The sequence below is a fragment of the Sporomusa sp. 246TCP1 genome, from assembly GCF_057319775.1.
On sequence record NZ_CM170492.1, the window covers coordinates 2,344,531 to 2,365,370 of the forward strand.

Here is a 20,840-nt window from a genome sequence, read left to right on the forward strand (position 1 = left end):
TACCCCTCCCCTAATTTTAGTATTTGATTACTAAATAGACAGGTGACCAAGTTTTTCAAAAGAAGATTCAGCATGGTAAGAACTGCGAACCATGGGTCCGGAACTAACTTGGGAAAACCCAATTTTTAAAGCTTCTTCTTTAAGCCATTGAAAAATATCAGGGTGAATATATTCGACGACAGGCAAATGCTCTGCTGACGGTCTAAGATACTGACCCAGGGTAAGCATTTGGCAGCCAGCCGCGAATAAATCTTGCATTACGGCAATTACTTCCTCTGTTTTTTCACCTAAACCCAGCATTAGACCGGATTTTGCCAGTGCCCCCCCGCCGCTTTGGCGTACTCGTCTAATTAATTCTAAGGACCTGGCATATATAGCCTGGGGTCTTACAGTTGAGTATAGTCGTGGCACGGTTTCAATATTATGATTAAGAATATCAGGCTTAGCATCCAATACCGTCTGTAACGCTTCCTTACTCCCCTTAAAGTCGGGAATAAGAACTTCGATTGCGGCCTGCGGCAATTGTTCTCTGATCGCCCGGATGGTGGAGGCAAAATGCGCCGCCCCACCATCACTGAGATCATCCCGGGTAACAGATGTAACAACAACATGCTTTAAACCTAAATGCTTGGCCGTACTGGCTACCATCCCGGGCTCATTAGCATCAACACTATCAGGAATACCATGATTTACAGCACAAAACCGGCAGTTACGGGTGCAGCTGTTTCCCAGAATCATAAATGTGCACGTTTGATTTTTAAAACACTCACCAATATTCGGACAGTCTGCGCTTTCACATACAGTATGCAAATGTCCTTGTTCCAGCAGTGTTTTCATTTGATCAAGCGCCGGTCCCTCTGGCACGGGTAAGGTCAACCATGATGGTTTGTCTGTATCCATGTCTGCTAAGTCCATTATTCTTCGAAGGCTTCAAGAGCTTTAAGCACAGTTGTTGCCAGGTAGGCCATCGATGGTGATCCGCCAAAAGCTACGGCAACTGCTGCTGCTTCCAGAATTTCCTCTCTGGTAGCGCCCTCTTCCAAGGCATTTTTTATATGAATATTCATGCAATACTCGCAGCGTACAGCAAGCGCAATACCGAAGCCAATAAGTTCTTTAACCTTTCGTTCCAGTTCGCCTTCAACATAAGCTGCCTGGTCCATTTGCACGAAGGCGGCAAGAAGTTCCGGGCTATCACCTTGCAAATTACCCATTCCGGTATTTAACTCACTTAGTAATTCAACACTATCTGCTGACATATATATCTCCCTACCTTTTCTAAAAAATATATGATGATTATTTTAATTTAAATAAAAATTTTGTGAGGCTGTTCGATCAGCTTCATTACCAGGGCCAGGAATTCTGCCGCCGGAGCACCGTCAATCACCCGGTGGTCAAATGCTAAGGATAATCCCATAATTGGCCGAATTACGATCTGGTCGCCAACAACAACAGGGGTCTTCACTGTCCGGCCAATTCCCAATATCGCTGATTCCGGCTGATTGATAATGGGGGTAAAGTAATCAACAGAGCCGTAACCACCAAGATTAGTAATAGTAAAACTACCGCCAGTCATCTCTTCGGGGTCCAGTTTATTTTTCCGGGCGCGTTTCGCAAAATCCTTAATTTCCTTACTGATGTCAGCTAAACTTTTTTTGTTGGCATTTTTCACCGCAGGTACGACTAAACCGTCAGGAATCGCGATAGCTACGCCAACATTGACATCTTGTAATACTTTTATTTCCTCGCCATCTAGCGTACTGTTAATTCTTGGATAGAGTTCCAACGCTTTAGCGATAGCTTTGACCAGCATATCGGTTATTGAGATCTTATCAGTATCCTTAACGTCGCTATTGATAGTAGCACGTAAGGCTAGCAAAGCTGATAAATCCACACCGACATGCTGCGTAACTTTCGGTGCAATCGCCCAGCTATTGGCCATATTCTCGCCGATAGCCTGACGCATTCCTTCATAAGGAATAACTTCAAGAGTAGGTCGTTCATCAGTTCCCATACTTAGTTCTTCGATGGCTTTTTCCACGTCTTCTTTGACTATCCGGCCTTCAGGGCCTGTGCCAATTATCTGAGTGTAATCTACACCATTTTCCTGGGCCAAAGCACGGGCAGATGGAGAGATTTTAACCTTAGCCCCGGGCTCTGCACCAACAACTGCCTTCTGCACTCCTGGCTTAGCGGCTGCTTTTGCTGCCGGGGCTGCTTTGCCACTGCTAGGCGCTGCCGCTAATAAGGCACTGATATCTTCGCCGGCATCTCCCATAATTCCCAACAAACCGCCTACTGGCAGCTTGGCTTTCTTGTCAGCAATAATTTTGAGCAAAATCCCATCAACCGGGGCATCAATTTTATTCGCGATTTTATCTGTCATAACTTCCAGGAGAGCTTCCCCTTTTTTGATGGTGTCTCCCTCTTTTTTTAACCACTTGCCTACAGTACCTTCCTTCATGGACAATCCTAGTTTTGGCATATTAATTTGTGTTGCCATAGCTGCTCCTCCTTTGCCAACCTGTCAATTACATATTTCGATAACTATACCCTTTAGCAACTGCGGCCCGTAATACTTCCTCCGCCTTTATCACTTTGGGGCCTTCAAACGTAAGTTTTATCTGTACATCATCACCTGGCCGAACTTCCACTTCCCGTTCGCCATCCAGGGCGATTACACAAGGTGCCGTCACTTCAATTACTTCATCCACATTAATATAATGATAATTCCGGACTGGTACCTTCTCATTGAGGCCTGGTGCAATTGGTGCACGTACCTCGATATTTCCCGGACCAATCTCAATAACCAGGCCCAAATCATCATAAGGTGTTACTGGTGCCAGGTTACCGGCAATGGACGCTATGCCAATGTTATGCGGCTCACCTCTGGTAACGACAATCTTGATTATGCGTTCGGCGTTCCAAACTGCACGTGAACCAATAAAGCTGTCATTAAGTACTACAGCATCTACAAGGGCAATATCTACCGGCTCACCATTTTTATAAATAATCAGCTTTTTACTGGGGTTAATTGCGGGAGCCCCAGTCACAAAACCTTGTGCCACAACTCCGGCCGCCAGGCCGGCAATTGTGCTCTCAATCATGGTTGGAAAAACATTATTGGTGCCAGTGGAAATGGGAAGAAGAGGAACATCCCGGCATCCTTTTGCTACCATACGGTTTGTTCCATCACCGCCCAAGGTAACTATGCAGGCAACACCGCTTCTAGCCATAACCTCTGCTGCATAAAAACTATCAATTTGCGTACCACTCATGCATATATCTGCCTGAACAATTTCAATATCCGGACGATGACGGCTGCAGATACGTTCAGCCGCACCGGGTACAATCCCGTAATATTCCGGCATATAGACAATCTTTTTAATACCGCTTGCAGCCAGGCTCAAAATCAACCGGCGCACAATATTGACTTTCTCCTGATTATCAAAGATCGTGCCATACGCTACCAGACGGCGAATATCTTTACCTGATGCCGGATTAGCAATGATACCAACCTGCCCCATACTTCCCTCCACCACCTATGCCATTAGTTAAAACAGACTCTTAACTGCAGCAATAATTTTCTCTTCACTTGGGATTACGCAGCTTTCCAGCGCCGGACTAAACGGAATTGGAGTGAAAGGCATTGCAACCCGTTTAATCGGAGCATCCAGAAGATCAAGGCCTTCTTCAGCAACCATAGCCGCAATTTCTCCGCCATAACCGCCGATTTTAACTGCTTCATGCACAATAACAAGTTTGCCGGTTTTGCCCACAGACTTCAGGATACTTTCCGTATCAAGCGGTACAAGCGTACGAGGGTCTAATACTTCGGCATTAATTCCTTCCTGAGCCAGAGCTTCAGCTGCCGCCAGGGCCTTATGAACCATCCAGGACCAGGCAACAATGGTAACATCCGAACCTTCTTTTTTTATGTCAGCCTTGCCCAGCGGAATAACGAAATCCCCTTCAGGCACATCACCTTTAATACCTAACAATTGCTTATGCTCAATGTACATTACCGGATTATTATCACGAACCGCTGCAGCCATTAACCCTTTGGCATCTGCAGGAGTCGAAGGCATTACCGTTTTTACACCAGGAATATGGGTAAACCAGGCTTCCATGGATTGTGAGTGTTGGGCTGCAGCCCCCATGCCGCCGCCGCAAGGCGTTCTGAGAACCATCGGGATTTTGGCTTTACCGCCAAACATGTAGTGCATTTTTGCGGCCTGATTGAATAATTCATCCAGGCAAACGCCCATAAAATCAACAAACATAATTTCGGCAATCGGCCGCAAGCCGGCTGCTGCAGCACCTACCGCCGCACCCACAATTGCGGTCTCGCTGATAGGGGTATCAATTACCTGGCCAGGGAATTCATCGACTAGACCAGCTGTCACACCAAAACAACCACCAAACTTACCAACATCTTCACCCCAAATATATACATTGGGGTCGCGCTTCATTTCCAGCCGCATTCCATCTCTAATGGCCTCAGCATATGTCATTTCTTTCATCATGATTTCACCCTCCAAAATTAGATTATTCTGCGTAAACATCTGTTAACGCGTCTTCGGGGTTCGGATAAGGACTGTTTTGCGAGAAGAGGATTGCCGCGTCAATTTGTTTTTCGACTTTTGCCTTAATTTCCTCTAATTCTGATTTGGTGGCATACTTAAGTTCCATAAGTTTCTGCTCGAAGCGGGGTATCGGATCTTTTTTCAGCCAGGCTGCTTGTTCTTCAGGATCTTTATAGGCGCCGGGATCACCTTCAAAATGGCCGCGCCATCTCCAGGTTTTGCATTCCACTAAGCTGGGACCGTCGCCTCTGCGGGCGCGTTCAATAGCCTCAGCGGCAGCTTCGTAAACAGCGATGACATCATTACCATCGACTACTACGCCTGGAATTCCATAGGCAGACGCACGATCGGCAACATCAGTAACTTTCATATGGTCACGCTGGCAATTGGAGATACCGTACAGGTTGTTTTCACAGATAAATACTAAGGGCAGATTCCAGATAGTAGCCATATTTAAGGCTTCATGGAAGGTACCGCGATTTGATGCGGCGTCACCGAAGAAACATACTGCTACAGAGTCGGTTTTCTTATACTTACAGGCAAATGCTGCACCTGTGGAAATTGGCTGGCCGGCACCAACAATGCCGTTGGCTCCCAAAATGCCTAATTCAACATCGGCAATATGCATGGAACCGCCTTTTCCCTTACAATAACCAGTCGCCTTACCAAATAATTCGGCCATCATTAAATCAACCTTACCACCTTTGGCAATTAAATGTCCGTGTCCACGATGCGTACTGGTGATATAGTCTTTGTTTGTTAAACTGGCACAAACACCGGTAGCAACCGCTTCCTCACCCAGGTATAAATGCACAAATCCAGGCAGTTGGTTGTCGGCAAATAATTCTACCGCTTTACTTTCAAAGGCTCTTATGGTCATCATGGTTTCATAAAAAGCAAGCAGTTTCTCTTTTTTAAGTTCCATAATTCTCCCCCCACTTATTTTTTGGCAGTAAATAATTTTAACTAGTGATCATGGTATGTCAACATATACCGTTAATGCGGCTACAGCTACAACTATGGTGTCACCCTCCCCGAGCGCAGACAGATGTACGCCCTTTACGTCTAACCCCCCGGCCACAATTTCAGTGGTAACAGTGCCAAAGGGTACTATTGCTTGTACTTCGTCTTTATTGACTTTATCTGGTGCTGAACACCCGACCCTAATTTCAACAATCATTTGATTAGGATCACTCATTCCGACAATATCAAACAAACCGCACAAGCAGCTTCGTGACATGGCGTCTTTGACTGCTCTTTGGGCTGCTTTGGTAAAATTTCCGCCATGCAAATCAGCGCCAATACCTATCTCGACAATATATCGCCCGCGTTTCATCCTTTCACCTCCGTTCTTACCCCGGTTTTAGCTGTAGTCATTGGTAATGACTATACACCAAATTAATATTGCAAGATGTATGCCAAAAATAAAAGAAACCACATAATCCTAATCAGAATTACGTGATTCCTCTTATTTTTCACGTTACCAGAATATTTTGCACTATTTCTCAGACATTCTGATGTCTAATGCAATAACGATTATTTTTGTAGTCACCTGTAGTAGTGTGTAGCGTTGTACCTACTACACATTGCTACAGTACTTCAATTTGGTTATTCAATAGCATATTTCTTTAGTTTCCGATACAATGTACTGCGGGCAATACCCAGCGTAGCAGCTACTTTGCTGAGATTTCCCCGTTCCTTTGCCAATAACATCTTAATTTCTTCACACTCTTTGCCTGATATCTCACTCTTAATTTCCTGATAATGACATACTCCGGTATTTTCATGGTGTCTTGCTCTCATGGAAAATTCCCGCCCAGGTGAGCAACAAAGCTCAGGCGGTAAACAGGCTATGGAAATCCTCTGATTTTCAGTGAGATTACAAGCTCGTTCAACAACATTATGAACTTGCCTGACATTACCCGGCCAATCATACGAATTAATACAGTCTAAGACATCAGCCTCTATCGTATACTCACAGCCTTGCTCACTACCAATCTGCTCGACAAAATAACGGAACAGTATTTCAATGTCATCACGACGATCGCGCAAGGGTGGTATTTCAATCGTAAACACATTTAACCGGTAATATAAATCCTGACGGAAAGTCCCATTTGCCACCAACTGATTTAAGTCTTTATTAGTAGCACAGATGATACGTACGTCAATTGGAATGACTTTGTTTCCACCAAGACGGGCAACTTTCTTTTCTTGCAGTACTCTGAGTAAAGCCACCTGTTGTTCTAAAGGCATGTCCCCTATTTCATCAAGAAACAATGTTCCACCGGAAGCCAATTCAAAATTGCCTGGTCTGCCACCGCGCTTGGCACCGGTAAAGGCCCCCTCTTCATAGCCAAATAATTCGCTGCCGATAAGTTCACGTGGTATAGCCCCACAGTTCACGGCAATAAAGGGGCCACTGCGCCGTGAACTCCGGCAGTGAATTGCCTGGGCAAACATCTCTTTACCTGTACCACTTTCACCCCGCAGAATAACATTGGAGGAAGTCGCTGCTGCTAACGATGCCTGGCGTATTGCCTCTGAAATTTGCTGACTCTTGCCAATAATGTCACTAAATTTAAATGTCGTATAATGACCGCTAAACCGATTAACCAGATTGTGGACTTTTTCCATTGGCCGCAAAATAATAACGCCACCATTTATACAGCCCTGTTTATCAAATATAGTTTCACCAGATATAACACAACGACTTGGCCCCATTTCCGTGTCGGTAAAAAACTCGACATCTGCATAAGCTGCTTTACCGTTCAATAATGTCTGAATTAACTGATTTTTTCCCTTAAAAATAGTCTGCACTGAAGCACCATTTAAGATATTACCGCTTTTTCCCAGAATTTTTTGGGCTATCGGATTAAATTCTCTCACCTTACCCCAGCGGTCAAAGAAAATTACGCCATCTGACATGGTGTTAAATATACTGGACAAGCGTTTATTCATCAGTGATAACTCATAATTTTTTTGCTTAATACCAATTTGCATAGTAATCGCATTTGCAGCAGCGGCCACCATTGCCAAGGTATGAGAGTAAGCGGACTGGGCTGGTCCGGATATATCAAGTAAGGCGACAATTTGGCCGTCATAACCATAAATAGGTGCAGCCGAACACGTCCACCAATGGTGTTTGCGGCAGTAATGCTCTGCTCCGGAAACCTGTACCGGCGCTCCGGTCTTCAGGCCAATGGCGATTGCGTTTGTTCCTACATCTTCCTCCCGCCAGCTGGCTCCCTGCACAAAGGAGAGGTGCCTGGCACTTGTCAGAACCTCGGCATCGCCAAAACGTTCCATTATATACCCATTCTCATCACTCAACACAACAATAAAGCCAGAATTACGGAAAAATTCGTAAATATTGGCCATGAAGGGTTTAGCAATATCTACAATGTCCTGGTTCTTTTCCAGCATCATATAAATGTCATGTTTTTCCAGAACATTCAGACATTTACCGTCGTTAGGATTTAGATCAATTTGCGAACATCTGACCCATGAGTCAGCAATTTGTGGTAAAATGATCCGGCTTTCTAATTCACCTTTACTAATAAATTTTTTCCAAATCAAATCCTTACTGATTATGCTTATAGGGTTGTCGCATGCCATTTTTCACACCACCTATCGATAATCTAGGTATTTGTATTATCTATAATATATTATAGCAAGTGAACTCGTTTCAGCATAGCTGAAACATCGGGAATTCAGTTGGAAAATCTACTCCACCTGAATGAACGCCGCCTAATTGAGGCTGGAGTCTTGACTCGTATCCAAAGATAAATGAAGCATAAAATGTCACGAATGATAAATTATGCTTCAGGTTACCTAATTGTTTTCCCATTACATTAGTTAATGCAAATGCCTTCGCCATTAAGAATCTTTTTCATATTCTTCATCGAACACATTTTACCACACATCGTGCAAGTATCTTCGCTTTCAGGTGCAGATTCTTCCCGATAGGCTCTGGCCTTATCCGGATCAATAGCTAGCTCAATCATTTGGGGAAAGTCAATATCTGCTCTGGCAGCACTCATTTTATTATCCCACTCCCGGGCGCCGGGCAATCCTTTAGCGATATCTGCTGCATGAGCTGCTATTCTCACCGCAATTATACCTTCTTTCATATCACTTAGGTCAGGTAGTTTTAGATGCTCAGCCGGAGTTACGTAACAGAGGAAATTAGCACCGTTGGCCGCTGCTATGGCCCCGCCAATGGCACTGGTAATGTGATCATAGCCAGGAGCGATGTCAGTAACCAGTGGCCCCAGAACATAAAAAGGCGCTCCGTGGCAGAGTCTTTTTTCTAGCATCATATTCCCGGCAATTTCATTAAGTGCCATATGTCCCGGGCCTTCAATCATTACCTGCACATCTTTCGCCCAGGCGCGTTTGGTAAGCTCTCCAAGTACAATGAGCTCTTCAATTTGTGCAGCATCTGTCGAGTCATTGATCGAACCAGGACGGCAGGCATCGCCAAGACTTATGGTTACGTCGTATTTGGCGCAGATATCCAGTAAGCGGTCATAATGCTCGTAGAAAGGATTCTCTTGCCCGTTAAGTTCCATCCAGGCAAATAGCAGCGAGCCACCCCGGGATACCAGATTAGTAAGACGCTTATTGCGCTTAACTTTTTCGACCGTGGCCCGGTTTAAGCCGCAGTGTATTGTCATAAAATCGACACCATCTGCCGCATGCGTTTCTACTACCTGGAAGAATTCATCGACAGTAATATCCTTTAATTCTTTATCTAATGCCCCTACCGCATCATACATGGGTACTGTCCCAATCATTACCGGACAAGTATCAATTAGCAGACGCCGGAACTCCTGGGTCTTACCATAACAGCTCAAATCCATAATTGCTTCTGCTTTTAATGCTACTGCGCTGTTGGCTTTTTCCAATTCCAGCGCTAAATCACAGCAGTCTTTGGAAACACCAAGATTCACGTTTATCTTCGTCCTGAGGCCGTCTCCAACCCCCTCCGGACTAAGTGTTGTGTGATTTTTGTTAGCAGGAATAACAATCTTGCCTTCGGCCACAAGTTCACGAAGACGAGTAACCTCCATTTTTTCTTTGGCCGCAACAATTTGCATTTCTTTAGTAATCAGTCCTTGTTTCGCAGCATTCATTTGTGTAGTAAAGTTCACGCTAATCCCCTCCTTTTACTATGTACGACAAAAATAACGAGACATGGCCTGGAAAAGCCTGTCTCATAACAATCACAGCTAGCTTCCCGTCTACTGGCACTGACTGCAACATGTTCTAAGGGTCAGAAAAATTACTGTATTGTATACTAAATATGATTGCAAGATTTATGCCAACAAAAAAAGGGACCACATAACTCCTCTTCACAGAGGTTATGTGGTCCCTTTCATCTCAACCTTTTCACAATAATTATAGTATGCCTAAGCATTGCGTTATCCCCGTCAGTTACTACTGTTTTTGTAGCACTGTGTAGCAAAGTGTAGCGTATATATACTACGCTTTGCTACATAGTTTAAATCTGCCCTGAAGGCCTGTGACTTACAGCTTGCGGCTGCCGCGTTTGGTTATCGCAATGCCTTCTTTACATAGCGGACAATCCTGACTCTGGTAGGTAGGAACAGTTAAATGTAATAGTGCCTGGGCCGGAATGCCGAAATCGGCCTTGCCGCCACTTCGGTCAACCAGCATACCAACAGCTACCGGAACACCGCCATGTTCACGAACTACATCAACTACCTCTTTTACTGAACCGCCGGTTGTTACAATATCTTCAACAATCAGGACCCGCTGTCCTTTCTCAATAACAAAACCACGTCTAAGTGTCATCTTACCGTTTTCGCGCTCAGTGAAAATCGCGCGGGTACCGAGATGTTTTCCCACTTCATGGGCCAGAATAATACCGCCGGTTACCGGGCCAATGACAAGCTCAATATTGTCGTTGGCGAAGCGCTCTGCCATGGCTGCACAGAGATTTTCGGTATGTTTAGGGTACTGTAGTACCTGAAATTTTTCAACATATAACGGACTATGTAAACCAGAGGTTAGTAAAAAATGCCCTTCTAAGATAGCCCCTGTTTCTACAAAAATTTGTCGAACTTCTGCTTCGTTCATTATGCGTTCCTCATTTCTTCTAAAATTGAGAGCGCGGCCGCACGCGGATTTTCAGCTTTAGTAATCGGTCGGCCTACTACCAGATAATGAGCGCCTGCCTTCAGCGCATCAGCTGGAGTAGCTACCCGGCTTTGGTCATTTAAGGCTGCGCCTTGAGGACGAACACCAGGTGTAACAATGGCAAAATCTTCGCCACAGGCCTCTCTGATCCGCCCAGCTTCCTGCGGCGACGCTACCACCCCGTCCAAGCCCGCTTCCTGGGCCAGCTTGGCCAGATGTACAACTTGTTCAGGAATACTGGAAGATGAACGCAGGGCAGCCCATTCGGTGTTATTCATACTTGTCAGCACCGTGACAGCAATTAACTTGGGCCGGGGTATGTTGAGACTAGTCGCTGTTTCAGCTACTTGCCCGGCAGCCGCCCGCATCATGGCCGGCCCGCCTGATGCCTGGACATTAATCATCGCTGCACCTAACCGGGTCAGCGAAGCCGCACCCTGGGCCACTGTATTCGGGATATCGTGCATTTTTAAATCCAAAAAAACGTCTTTGCCTTTCTCGCGCAAATAAGTCAGACATTCCATGCCAACAGCATAAAAAAGCTGCATGCCTACTTTATAGTAGCTTACGGCATCGCCTAAGCTTTCGACAAGCTCTCTGACTTCTGCCATTGAGGCAAAATCAAGGGCTACTATTAATCGATTACGTACTTGTTCCACTCTTTATCCTCCATCTTAGGTGCTTTAGCCGCAGTTCACCTTGCCGACAAGGTCACCAATCTGAGTTAAACCACGTTTAGTAAGATAATCTCTAATTCCTTCAGCCACTTCCACAGATACATAAGGATTAACAAAGTTTGCTGTGCCAACAGCCACCGCACTGGCCCCGGCCAAAATAAATTCAATGGCATCTTCAGCAGTCATAATGCCGCCCATGCCAATAATCGGTACTTTGACGGCTTGCGCTACCTGCCATACCATTCTCACCGCAACCGGCTTTATTGCCGGACCGGATAAGCCGCCCACTGTGTTGCCCAGAACAGGCTGCCAGGTCTTGATATCAATCGCCATCCCCAGCAAGGTATTAATGAGCGAAATAGCATCTGCACCGGCGTCTTCTACCGCTCTGGCCATGAGCACAACATCAGTGACATTAGGCGATAACTTGACAATTACCGGCAAGCTTGTTTTTTTCTTTACTTCCCGTACTACTTCAGACGCACTTTCCGGGCAGGTTCCAAAGGCAATCCCGCCTTGTTTTACATTAGGGCAGGAAATATTGACTTCTAAGCCAGCAATTCCTGACTGATCCAGTCTGGCTGCCAACTCGCCATAGTCTTCTACCGTATTACCGGAAATATTGACAATAACAGGTACTTGGTAGGCAGCTAATTTTGGCATGGTCTTCGTAATAAATTCGTCAACACCAGGGTTTTCCAGCCCAATACAGTTCATCATCCCAGCCGGTGTTTCCGCTATGCGGCGCCCGTTATTACCCATCTTAGGTGCCAGCGTTGTGCCCTTAACGACAATGGCGCCGACCTTGTTCAAATCAACAAAGTCGCTGTATTCCAGACCAAAGCCAAATGTGCCTGACGCGGTCATAACCGGCGTCTTCATTTTTATTCCGGCAATATTGACCGCCAGCATTGCTTTTGATGTATTCACCATACCACCTCCTGAGCCCAGAATACCGGGCCGTCAGTGCACACCTTGTGCCGTTTGCCGCCGGTACTCTCACAAGTGCAGGACAGACAGGCTCCCACGCCGCAAGCCATGTAATCTTCCAGGGATACCTGACAAGGAACATCATACTGGGCTGCAACCTCAGCCACGCCCGCAAGCATAACATGAGGCCCACAGGCATAGATAGCATCAAACTTGTCCTGTTTCAGTAGTTCAGGCAGTAGATCCACGGTAAAACCATGGTGACCAATACTGCCATCATCTGATGTAATATGGATGTTTTGACATACACTGGCATAAAGGTTTGGCCAAAATAACTCCTGCTCATTACGTCCTCCCATCAAGATAGTGGCTGGGCAGAAACAAAAAGCTCTGGCCAACAGGAGCAGCGGTGCCAGTCCCATACCGCCCCCCACAAGCAGGGGGCGCTTAGCAGTTACATCAAAACCATTGCCAAGTGGGCCCATACAATTGATGGTATCACCTGGCTGAAGCTTAGTCATGAGCACCGTTCCCCGACCAACAACACGATAAATAAAAGTTAATGTTCCTTTCGCCGGGTCACAGTCTGCAATGCTGAATGGCCGCCGGAGCAGCGGGTCAATCGTGTCGGTCAGCCGAATATGAACAAACTGGCCAGGTCTGGTAATACTGGCAATCTCAGCAGCAGCTACTACCAATTCCCATACGTCTCCGGCAAGGACAGTATGTTTCATCACCTGAGCAGTCACACAGGTTTTAGTCACAGTTTCTTTCGCCTCCACTTACATAATCCTGCAGTGCCAGTACATAGAGAAACTTTCTTTGCCGTATGATGCTAAGTACATCAAGAACAGCATTGGCTGTATCCATCGAAGTCAGACACAATAGTGAATGCTCGACAGCGGCCCTTCTGATTTTGAAACCATCACTATCAAAATCCCGTCCTTTAGTCAGAGTATTAATCACCATATTGATTTTTCCCGCTTTAATCATCTCAATAATATGAGGCTGCTGTTCATGCAACTTGGGTACCATACCAACAGTCAAGCCTAAGGAACTGAGGTAACTAGCCGTGCCGCTGGTGGCGATTAGTTCATAGCCCATTTTGGCAAATTCTTTGGCAATCTCGCCTGCTTCTGCTTTGTCTTTATCGGCGACTGTCACCAGAATAGTTCCGGTTTGTGGCACATTCATCCCGGCGCCGATAATTCCTTTATACAGTGCCCGGGCATAGTTATAGTCAATACCTAATACTTCACCTGTAGACTTCATCTCTGGTCCAAGGGAAATATCTACCTGCTGCATTTTAGCAAAAGAGAATACCGGCACTTTTACGGCAATGTATTCTCTAGCAGGCAGCAGTCCTGTTGTATATCCCATTTCCTGCAAGCTTTCACCAAGAGCTACGCGGGTGGCAACATCCACCATCGGCACATCGGTAATCTTGCTAAGGTAAGGGATGGTCCGGCTGGAACGGGGGTTTACCTCGATTACATATACTTCTTCATCCATGACTACATATTGAATGTTGATAAGACCTTTTACCGTAAGTCCCCTGGCCAGCAGTCCCGTGTATTCAACAATGGTGTCAATAACCTTTTGGGAGAGTGTTTGCGGCGGATAGACGGCGATACTATCGCCAGAGTGGACACCGGCCCGTTCGATATGTTCCATAATGCCAGGGATGACAAAATCCTTACCATCTGAGATGGCATCAACTTCAACCTCAGTACCTTGCATATAGCGGTCAACTAAAACCGGATGTTCAGGTGAGGCTTTAACGGCCCGCACCATATAATCCTTTAACTCGGTTTCGTTGTAAACAATCTCCATGGCCCGCCCGCCAAGTACATAAGAAGGACGAACGACAACTGGGTAGCCGATCTTGGCGGCAGCCTGCGGTGCCAATGCGGCATCAGTGATCGATTCTCCTTTAGGACGCGGAATATTCAACTTACTCAGTAATTCATCAAACTTTTCCCGGTCTTCAGCCCGGTCAATATCTTCCACACTTGTGCCAAAAATTTTGACCCCAGCTCTTGATAATGGTCCGGCCAAATTGATGGCTGTCTGTCCACCGAACTGGACAATAACACCCTCAGGTTTTTCTTTATCAATGATATTAAGCACATCTTCCGGGGTAAGCGGTTCAAAGTACAGGCGATCAGATGTGTCAAAATCGGTAGAAACAGTTTCCGGATTGTTATTGACAATGACGGATTCAATTCCGAGCTCTCTGAGTGCCCAGACTGAATGCACTGAGCAATAGTCAAACTCTATGCCCTGACCGATCCGAATGGGGCCTGATCCCAGTACCATGACTTTGCGTTTATCGGTTGTCATGACTTCATCTTCCTGCGCATAGGTGGAGTAGTAGTAAGGGGTAACAGCCTCAAACTCAGCGGCGCAAGTGTCAACCATTTTGTAACAGGGCACAATATTGGCCTGCTTGCGCATCTCCCGGATTTCGTATACTTTTTTGCCTGCAAGTTCGCCAATACTCTTATCAGCAAAGCCCATTTTTTTGGCAGCCAAGAGTACGTCAGGGGACAGGTTTTGGCTGATTTGCCGTTCCATCGCCACGATATTCTCAATCTTATCTAAGAAAAATTTATCAATTGCTGTTATGGCATGTATTTCGTCTACAGCAACCCCACGCCGTAAGGCTTCAGCAATCATAAACGATCGTTCATCATTGGCAAGTTTTAGTTTTTCGATTACTTCCTCTTTACTCAGCGCGGCAAACTCTGGGATATACAGACGATTTAAGCTAATCTCCAACGATCGCACAGCTTTTAAGAGCGCGCCCTCAAAGTTGCGATCAATGGACATAACCTCGCCGGTAGCCTTCATCTGGGTACCAAGAATCCGGTCAGCAAAACTGAACTTGTCAAACGGCCACCGCGGGAATTTCACAACCACATAATCTAGTGCGGGTTCGAAACAAGCCTTGGTCTTACCTGTTACCGCATTCGTAATCTCGTCTAAGTTATAGCCGATAGCAATCTTAGTAGCTACTTTGGCAATCGGGTAACCAGTAGCCTTTGAGGCCAGAGCACTGGAACGGCTGACCCGGGGGTTTACTTCAATAACAATGTAATTACTGCTTTTCGGGTCAAGTGCGTACTGGACGTTACAACCGCCCTCAATCCCCAGAGCGCGAATGATTTTTAGCGATGCACTTCTCAGCATCTGGTATTCGTAGTCTGTCAACGTCTGCGACGGAGCTACAACAATACTGTCACCGGTATGAATGCCGACAGGGTCAAAGTTTTCCATATTACACACTGTGATACAATTGTCAGCGGCGTCACGAATGACTTCATACTCGATTTCTTTCCAACCGGCGACACTGCGTTCAATCAGGGCCTGACCAATAAAACTATATTTTAGCCCTCTATTAACTGTGTCAATAAGCTCCTCATCATTGTGGGCAATGCCACCGCCTGTTCCGCCCATCGTGTATGCTGGACGCACAATGAGTGGATAGCCGATTTCCTCAGCAAATTTGAGTGCACTGTCAATATCTTCGACAATGGTACTGGCCGGAATAGGCTGACCAAGTTCTTCCATCGTGGCCTTAAATAGTTCTCTGTCTTCCGCCTTTTTGATGGCTTCCAGCGGTGTACCCAAAAGTTCTACCTGATACTTTTCCAGTACGCCTTTATCAGCAAGTTTGACAGCTAAATTGAGGCCTGCCTGACCGCCTAACGTGGCTAACAACCCGTCAGGACGTTCTTTTACAATAATTTCCTCCAAATATTCCGGAGTCAGCGGTTCGATATATACCCAGTCAGCAACATGAGTATCAGTCATAATGGTAGCCGGATTACTATTAACCAGCACAACCTCAAAGCCTTCTTCTTTCAGCGCCCGGCACGCCTGCGTGCCGGCATAATCGAATTCAGCGGCTTGGCCGATGACTATCGGACCTGAACCAATGACCATAATCTTTTTTAAATGTTCTTTTTTGGGCACCGTTAGTTCCCCCTCGCCTTACTCTGCGTTTTATCGAGTAAATTCATAAATTCTTCGAACATATAGGTACTGTCATCTGGACCAGGGGCTGCTTCCGGGTGATATTGAACCGAAAATACCGGCAGGCTGTTATGCCGCAAACCTTCGATGGTATTATCATTGACTGCGCGGTGCGTTATTGTCACATCAAGTCCGGCCAGTGATTGTTCTTCGATCGCATACCCGTGATTTTGAGAAGTGATATATACACGGCCGGTAGTCAAATCCTTAACCGGGTGATTTGATCCGCGATGACCAAACTTCATTTTATAGGTATCGCCGCCTAATGCCAGCGCTAAGAGCTGATGGCCCAGGCAAATACCAAATATCGGCTTTTTACCGATCAGTTGGCGCACTGTCTCCACCGGCGCATCTTTCGGATCACCAGGTCCATTGGACAAAAAGATACCATCAGGATTAAGGGCTAGTACTTCCTCTGCCGGTGTATTGGCAGGCAATACGGTTATATTGCAGCCGGCTTTGGCCATAGAGTTTAAAATGTTGCGTTTAATTCCAAAATCCATAACTGCAACATGCGCTCCCTGGCCTGGTATTCTATAAGCTTTAGGAGTTGTAACCTCTTCCACTACCTCAATAAAAGGTGGCGTAGCAAACAATTCGGCAATCTCAATCTCTTTGGCACTTGCTGGTACGATAACGCCTTTCATTGTGCCATGCGCGCGTATCCGTCTGGTAATTGCCCTGGTATCAACACCATATATACAGGGAATATTCCTTGCTTTAAGATAGGAAACCAAGGAGTCTTCCGCTTGCCAGCTGCTGGGCCGGCCACATAATTCACTGATTACAAAGCCGCGCACGAAGGATTGTCGGCTTTGTTCAAAAAGTTCAGCTACACCGTAGTTCCCGATGAGCGGATATGTCATTGTTACAATTTGTCCACAGTAGGACGGATCTGTTAATACTTCCTGGTAACCGGTCATACCGGTGTTGAATACTACTTCCCCGACTGTGTTAGTACCGGAAGCAAGCATCCCTTGGAAAACGCTGCCGTCTTCCAATATCAGTTTGCCATTCATCTAAGCACCTCGCCATTTTGCATAATTATACTGCCGTTCACTATAGTAATTAGCGATTTACCCTTTAAATTCCTGCCTTCAAACGGAGAATGTTTGCCACGAGTATAAAATTTTATGCAGTCTACACTCCATTTATATTCAGTGTCAATAATCGCAATATCGGCTGGAGCGCCTACTTTTAAGTGTCCGCTTGCTACTCCAAGAATTTTGGCTGGTGCAAATGACATTTTTTCAATTACTTCCATTAGTGAAAGCTTGCCTGTATGATAAAGTCCTGTAAGGATAACACCAAGTGCTGTTTCCAAACCGGCAAAACCACTGGGAGCATACCGAAATTCCACATCTTTTTCTTCAAAAGCATGAGGAGCATGATCAGTAGCGATGGCATCAATTGTCCCATCTTTCAGACCGGCAATCAGCGCCTCAACATGATCAGTCGAGCGGAGCGGTGGATTTACCTTAAAGGCAGTGTTAAAGCTTCTTAGTTCTTCGTCTGTCAGTGTCAGGTGATGTGGCGTGGCTTCTGCTGTTACTTTTACGCCACGCTCTTTAGCCTTACGGATAAGCTCAACCGCTCCCTTACTGCTGACATGGGCGATGTGGAGCGGAGCGCCCGTATATTCGGCCAGCATAATATCTCTGGCTACCGCGATATCTTCGGCAACCGACGGGCGGCCTTTGAGTCCCAGCATGGCCGATACCGCACCTTCATGCATAAACCCTTCACCGGCAAGCTCCTCATCTTCGGAATGGGTGATGACCGGGCGATCAAACATCCCTGTATATTCAAAACCGGTTTTCAGTAAGCGGGTACTGTCCAGATGCCCGCCGTCATCGGAAATTGCTACTGCTCCCGCCTGGATCATATCACCGATTTCAGCCAGTTCCTTACCTTCTAACCCTTTACTGAGAGCACCGATTACCTTAACGTTGACAACACCTTCGGTTTGCCCGCGTTGTATGATCCCTGATACGATAATCGAACTATCCACAACAGGCTTGGTGTTTGGCATACAGGCAATGGTAGTAAAACCGCCTGCCGCTGCCGCCCGTGTACCTGAAGCAATATCTTCTTTGGCCTCAAGCCCCGGTTCCCGCAAGTGGACATGCATATCAACAAGACCTGGCGCGACAACTAACCCTGCCGCATCAATTACCTGGGCTTCTCCTGCCTCCAGGTTCGGACCAATAGCGGCAATTTTGCCAGCTTCTATTAAGATATCACCGATAGTGTCCATGTTTTCAGCCGGATTTATGATTCGTCCACCTTTAATTAGCAGTTTCAATGCGAGTCCCTCCCATCAGAACTAAAAATAACAGCGCCATTCTGACTGCCAGGCCATTTTTTACCTGTTCCTGTATGGCCGATTGTTCGCCATAGGCAATGTCTGGTGCAATTTCCAGACCGCGGTTCATCGGGCCGGGATGCATCAAGAGCGCATCAGGTTTAGCTAAGGCTAACCGGTCGGTGTTAACTCCAAACAGGCGAGCATACTCTCTGGCCGAAGGAAACAATCCTTTTTTCTGCCGCTCGCGCTGAATGCGCAGTACATTAACGACATCTGCCTGGTCAAGAGCAGCTTCCACCCGGTTGTGTACCTTGACACCAACTTTTTCTATATCGCGTGGCAGTAGTGTCTGCGGTCCGGCAAGATGAACCTCGGCTCCCATTTTCTGCAGACCCCAGATATTGGAGCGCGCCACCCGGCTATGCAAGATATCGCCGACAATCGCCACTTTAAGTCCGGCAATTTTTCCTTTGTATTGTTTAATCGTAAACATATCCAGCAACCCCTGTGTCGGGTGTTCATGCGCCCCGTCACCGGCATTAATGATAACTGGTTTTACGGCATTGGCAGCATATTGTGATGAGCCTTCCGCCTCATGGCGCATAACGATAATGTCTACGCCCATAGCTTCCACGGTAAGGAGAGTATCACGCAAGCTCTCACCTTTAGTCACACTGCTTGAGCTTGTCGAAATGTTAATTACATCAGCCCCAAGATATTTACCAGCCAATTCAAACGAGGTACGTGTCCGGGTGCTATTCTCAAAGAACAGATTCACAATCGCTTTACCGCGTAAGGTTGGTGCTTTCTTAATATCCCTGTCAATAATATTCTTCATTTCTTTTGCCGTATCCAAAATCAAATCCATTTCATCGGCGGACATCGTTTCCAGACCCAGGATATCTTTGTTTCTGAGCGATACTTGAGCTTTACTCATTACACACTCCCCCTTCGTATTTATAAAGAAAACTCCTTGCCTAAATAGCGCAAGGAGTTATTTCATAGCCATGCCAATAAGCACAAACAGCTACCAACATCCTTGCCGACCTCTCAGGATCATTTTAAAGGATAGTATTTGCTTTTGTTAGATATAATAAAAGCCTTCTTGCCGTGAAAAGCGCACAAGAAGGCGTAAATAATCCTTACCGTCCCCTTGCCAGCCTCACAGGACCAGCTTAAAGGCCATATTCTTATTGGTAAGATAATAACAGATTTCGCCAAGGGTTGTCAAGAGGGTATCGTCTACTTCGTTTACCCTTCGTTCACAACCTCCAGCATACCACTAACATGAATACTCTTACTAATTGCCGTATTGCAATGCCTTTGTGTAGACTATATCTTTATTCGGGACAGATAACCTGTCCCTTGTCCCTTATACAAAATTAACACCTCCTAACGGAAGAGGTTAGGAGGGTTCCTATTATGTGCTAGATTTTTTGCCTTTAGTCATACTTAGAATATGGTTAATATATTGATTAGTACTAATACCTTCGCGCTTTGCGCTAGAATCTACCCATCGGTGGAGGCTCTTGGGCATTCTCAATGAAAACCTACCATTGCACTGGTCGGTGGAATAAGGCTCTGGAACCTCTTCTCCTTCAGCCAGTATATCTCCAATATAAGCTTCTTTTGCTTCCATAGCATCTTGTATAGCTTCGTTCACCGAATCTCCAGTTCCGATACATCCTTTTAAATCTTGAAACTCGACCATCCATCCACTGCCTTCATCTTCGATTAGCGGACGTACCGAGAATGGGTATTCAAGTTTTAAATAATCTTCTAATGTTTTACGCAAGGTGAATTCACCTTCCTATTATATATATGTGTTTATTAAATTTTTTTTAGTGTGTGTTTAGTGGGCAGAAGGGATTACTCGCCTTCTACTAATTCGATTGCTTGCTTAACGTAAGTACCTTTTAATGGCTTCTGCCTTGGAACTGTTAAGCGTTCTCCATTGAGGCGATAAACTCTATGACTACCTTTTCCTTCGCGGAATGTCGCACCGTGCATAGTAAGGTACTTATGGAGTTCCTCAAAACTTACATCATTTGGGTTGGTCTTAATAGCCTGTATTAGCTTCTCCTTTTGTGACAAGATCGACACACTCCTAAATCGCAGCGAATGAAGGCCACATTTTCA

The 20,840-nt window shown here is 45.9% G+C and carries 19 protein-coding genes; all 19 read right to left on the reverse strand.

Features of this window, described 5'->3' with window-relative positions:
- Positions 1-30: 30 nt before the first annotated feature.
- Complete coding sequence (gene lipA / locus AC1ECB_RS11275) at positions 31-900, reverse strand: lipoyl synthase (protein ID WP_485668779.1); 870 nt, start codon at positions 898-900, stop codon at positions 31-33.
- A 14-nt stretch (positions 901-914) separates the two neighbouring features.
- The gene (locus tag AC1ECB_RS11280; RefSeq protein ID WP_485668780.1) at positions 915-1,259 is read right to left on the reverse strand and encodes a carboxymuconolactone decarboxylase family protein; all 345 of its coding nucleotides are present in this window, start codon (positions 1,257-1,259) and stop codon (positions 915-917) included.
- A gap of 47 nt (positions 1,260-1,306) precedes the next feature.
- Entirely contained in the window at positions 1,307-2,503 is a 1,197-nt protein-coding gene (locus tag AC1ECB_RS11285; RefSeq protein ID WP_485668781.1) for a dihydrolipoamide acetyltransferase family protein, read from the reverse strand.
- A 28-nt stretch (positions 2,504-2,531) separates the two neighbouring features.
- Positions 2,532-3,527 carry an ATP-NAD kinase family protein gene (locus AC1ECB_RS11290; protein WP_485668782.1) on the reverse strand — a complete coding sequence of 332 codons (996 nt, stop codon included), beginning with the start codon at positions 3,525-3,527 and terminating at the stop codon, positions 2,532-2,534.
- Between the two features lie 27 nt (positions 3,528-3,554).
- The gene (locus AC1ECB_RS11295) at positions 3,555-4,526 is read right to left on the reverse strand and encodes an alpha-ketoacid dehydrogenase subunit beta (RefSeq protein WP_485668783.1); all 972 of its coding nucleotides are present in this window, start codon (positions 4,524-4,526) and stop codon (positions 3,555-3,557) included.
- A 22-nt stretch (positions 4,527-4,548) separates the two neighbouring features.
- The gene (locus tag AC1ECB_RS11300; protein ID WP_485668784.1) at positions 4,549-5,511 is read right to left on the reverse strand and encodes a thiamine pyrophosphate-dependent dehydrogenase E1 component subunit alpha; all 963 of its coding nucleotides are present in this window, start codon (positions 5,509-5,511) and stop codon (positions 4,549-4,551) included.
- Positions 5,512-5,559: 48 nt separating this feature from the next.
- Positions 5,560-5,922 carry a Lin0512 family protein gene (locus tag AC1ECB_RS11305; RefSeq protein WP_021171466.1) on the reverse strand — a complete coding sequence of 121 codons (363 nt, stop codon included), beginning with the start codon at positions 5,920-5,922 and terminating at the stop codon, positions 5,560-5,562.
- Between the two features lie 272 nt (positions 5,923-6,194).
- Positions 6,195-8,201: a sigma-54-dependent Fis family transcriptional regulator gene (locus AC1ECB_RS11310; RefSeq protein ID WP_485668785.1), complete on the reverse strand. Its 2,007-nt coding sequence runs from the start codon at positions 8,199-8,201 to the stop codon at positions 6,195-6,197.
- Positions 8,202-8,437: 236 nt separating this feature from the next.
- Positions 8,438-9,739 (reverse strand): phosphomethylpyrimidine synthase ThiC, encoded by a 1,302-nt coding sequence (thiC, locus tag AC1ECB_RS11315; protein ID WP_485668786.1) that lies wholly within the window; start codon positions 9,737-9,739, stop codon positions 8,438-8,440.
- A gap of 376 nt (positions 9,740-10,115) precedes the next feature.
- Positions 10,116-10,688: an orotate phosphoribosyltransferase gene (gene pyrE, locus AC1ECB_RS11320; RefSeq protein WP_021171469.1), complete on the reverse strand. Its 573-nt coding sequence runs from the start codon at positions 10,686-10,688 to the stop codon at positions 10,116-10,118.
- Positions 10,688-11,407: an orotidine-5'-phosphate decarboxylase gene (gene pyrF / locus AC1ECB_RS11325; protein WP_485668787.1), complete on the reverse strand. Its 720-nt coding sequence runs from the start codon at positions 11,405-11,407 to the stop codon at positions 10,688-10,690. Before pyrF ends, pyrE begins: the two co-directional genes overlap by 1 nt.
- 24 nt (positions 11,408-11,431) lie before the next feature.
- Positions 11,432-12,358 carry a dihydroorotate dehydrogenase gene (locus tag AC1ECB_RS11330; RefSeq protein ID WP_485668788.1) on the reverse strand — a complete coding sequence of 309 codons (927 nt, stop codon included), beginning with the start codon at positions 12,356-12,358 and terminating at the stop codon, positions 11,432-11,434.
- A complete protein-coding gene (locus AC1ECB_RS11335; RefSeq protein WP_485668789.1) occupies positions 12,352-13,119 on the reverse strand; it encodes a dihydroorotate dehydrogenase electron transfer subunit in 768 nt (255 codons plus the stop codon). Before AC1ECB_RS11335 ends, AC1ECB_RS11330 begins: the two co-directional genes overlap by 7 nt.
- The gene (carB, locus tag AC1ECB_RS11340) at positions 13,112-16,333 is read right to left on the reverse strand and encodes a carbamoyl-phosphate synthase large subunit (protein WP_485668790.1); all 3,222 of its coding nucleotides are present in this window, start codon (positions 16,331-16,333) and stop codon (positions 13,112-13,114) included. Before carB ends, AC1ECB_RS11335 begins: the two co-directional genes overlap by 8 nt.
- A gap of 2 nt (positions 16,334-16,335) precedes the next feature.
- Positions 16,336-17,412, reverse strand: a complete 1,077-nt coding sequence (gene carA, locus AC1ECB_RS11345) for a glutamine-hydrolyzing carbamoyl-phosphate synthase small subunit (protein WP_485668791.1) — start codon at positions 17,410-17,412, stop codon at positions 16,336-16,338.
- A complete protein-coding gene (locus tag AC1ECB_RS11350) occupies positions 17,409-18,698 on the reverse strand; it encodes a dihydroorotase (RefSeq protein ID WP_485668792.1) in 1,290 nt (429 codons plus the stop codon). The genes carA and AC1ECB_RS11350 overlap by 4 nt, the downstream gene beginning before the upstream one ends.
- Positions 18,682-19,638: an aspartate carbamoyltransferase catalytic subunit gene (locus tag AC1ECB_RS11355; RefSeq protein ID WP_485668793.1), complete on the reverse strand. Its 957-nt coding sequence runs from the start codon at positions 19,636-19,638 to the stop codon at positions 18,682-18,684. The genes AC1ECB_RS11350 and AC1ECB_RS11355 overlap by 17 nt, the downstream gene beginning before the upstream one ends.
- 483 nt (positions 19,639-20,121) lie before the next feature.
- Complete coding sequence (locus tag AC1ECB_RS11360; protein ID WP_485668794.1) at positions 20,122-20,496, reverse strand: type II toxin-antitoxin system HicB family antitoxin; 375 nt, start codon at positions 20,494-20,496, stop codon at positions 20,122-20,124.
- Positions 20,497-20,570: 74 nt separating this feature from the next.
- Positions 20,571-20,795, reverse strand: coding sequence for a type II toxin-antitoxin system HicA family toxin (locus AC1ECB_RS11365; RefSeq protein WP_485668795.1), 225 nt, complete (start codon positions 20,793-20,795; stop codon positions 20,571-20,573).
- Positions 20,796-20,840 lie beyond the last annotated feature (45 nt).

Bases quoted from the DNA above. Each gene is read 5' to 3' on its own strand.
- AC1ECB_RS11295 (WP_485668783.1), bottom strand. From the start codon at position 4,526: ATGATGAAAGAAATGACATATGCTGAGGCCATTAGAGATGGAATGCGG.
- AC1ECB_RS11285 (WP_485668781.1), bottom strand. From the start codon at position 2,503: ATGGCAACACAAATTAATATGCCAAAACTAGGATTGTCCATGAAGGAA.
- pyrE (WP_021171469.1), bottom strand. From the start codon at position 10,688: ATGAACGAAGCAGAAGTTCGACAAATTTTTGTAGAAACAGGGGCTATC.
- AC1ECB_RS11330 (WP_485668788.1), bottom strand. From the start codon at position 12,358: ATGGTGAATACATCAAAAGCAATGCTGGCGGTCAATATTGCCGGAATA.
- AC1ECB_RS11280 (WP_485668780.1), bottom strand. From the start codon at position 1,259: ATGTCAGCAGATAGTGTTGAATTACTAAGTGAGTTAAATACCGGAATG.
- carA (WP_485668791.1), bottom strand. From the start codon at position 17,412: ATGAATGGCAAACTGATATTGGAAGACGGCAGCGTTTTCCAAGGGATG.
- AC1ECB_RS11290 (WP_485668782.1), bottom strand. From the start codon at position 3,527: ATGGGGCAGGTTGGTATCATTGCTAATCCGGCATCAGGTAAAGATATT.
- AC1ECB_RS11310 (WP_485668785.1), bottom strand. From the start codon at position 8,201: ATGGCATGCGACAACCCTATAAGCATAATCAGTAAGGATTTGATTTGG.
- AC1ECB_RS11355 (WP_485668793.1), bottom strand. From the start codon at position 19,638: ATGAGTAAAGCTCAAGTATCGCTCAGAAACAAAGATATCCTGGGTCTG.
- AC1ECB_RS11300 (WP_485668784.1), bottom strand. From the start codon at position 5,511: ATGGAACTTAAAAAAGAGAAACTGCTTGCTTTTTATGAAACCATGATG.
- lipA (WP_485668779.1), bottom strand. From the start codon at position 900: ATGGATACAGACAAACCATCATGGTTGACCTTACCCGTGCCAGAGGGA.
- AC1ECB_RS11305 (WP_021171466.1), bottom strand. From the start codon at position 5,922: ATGAAACGCGGGCGATATATTGTCGAGATAGGTATTGGCGCTGATTTG.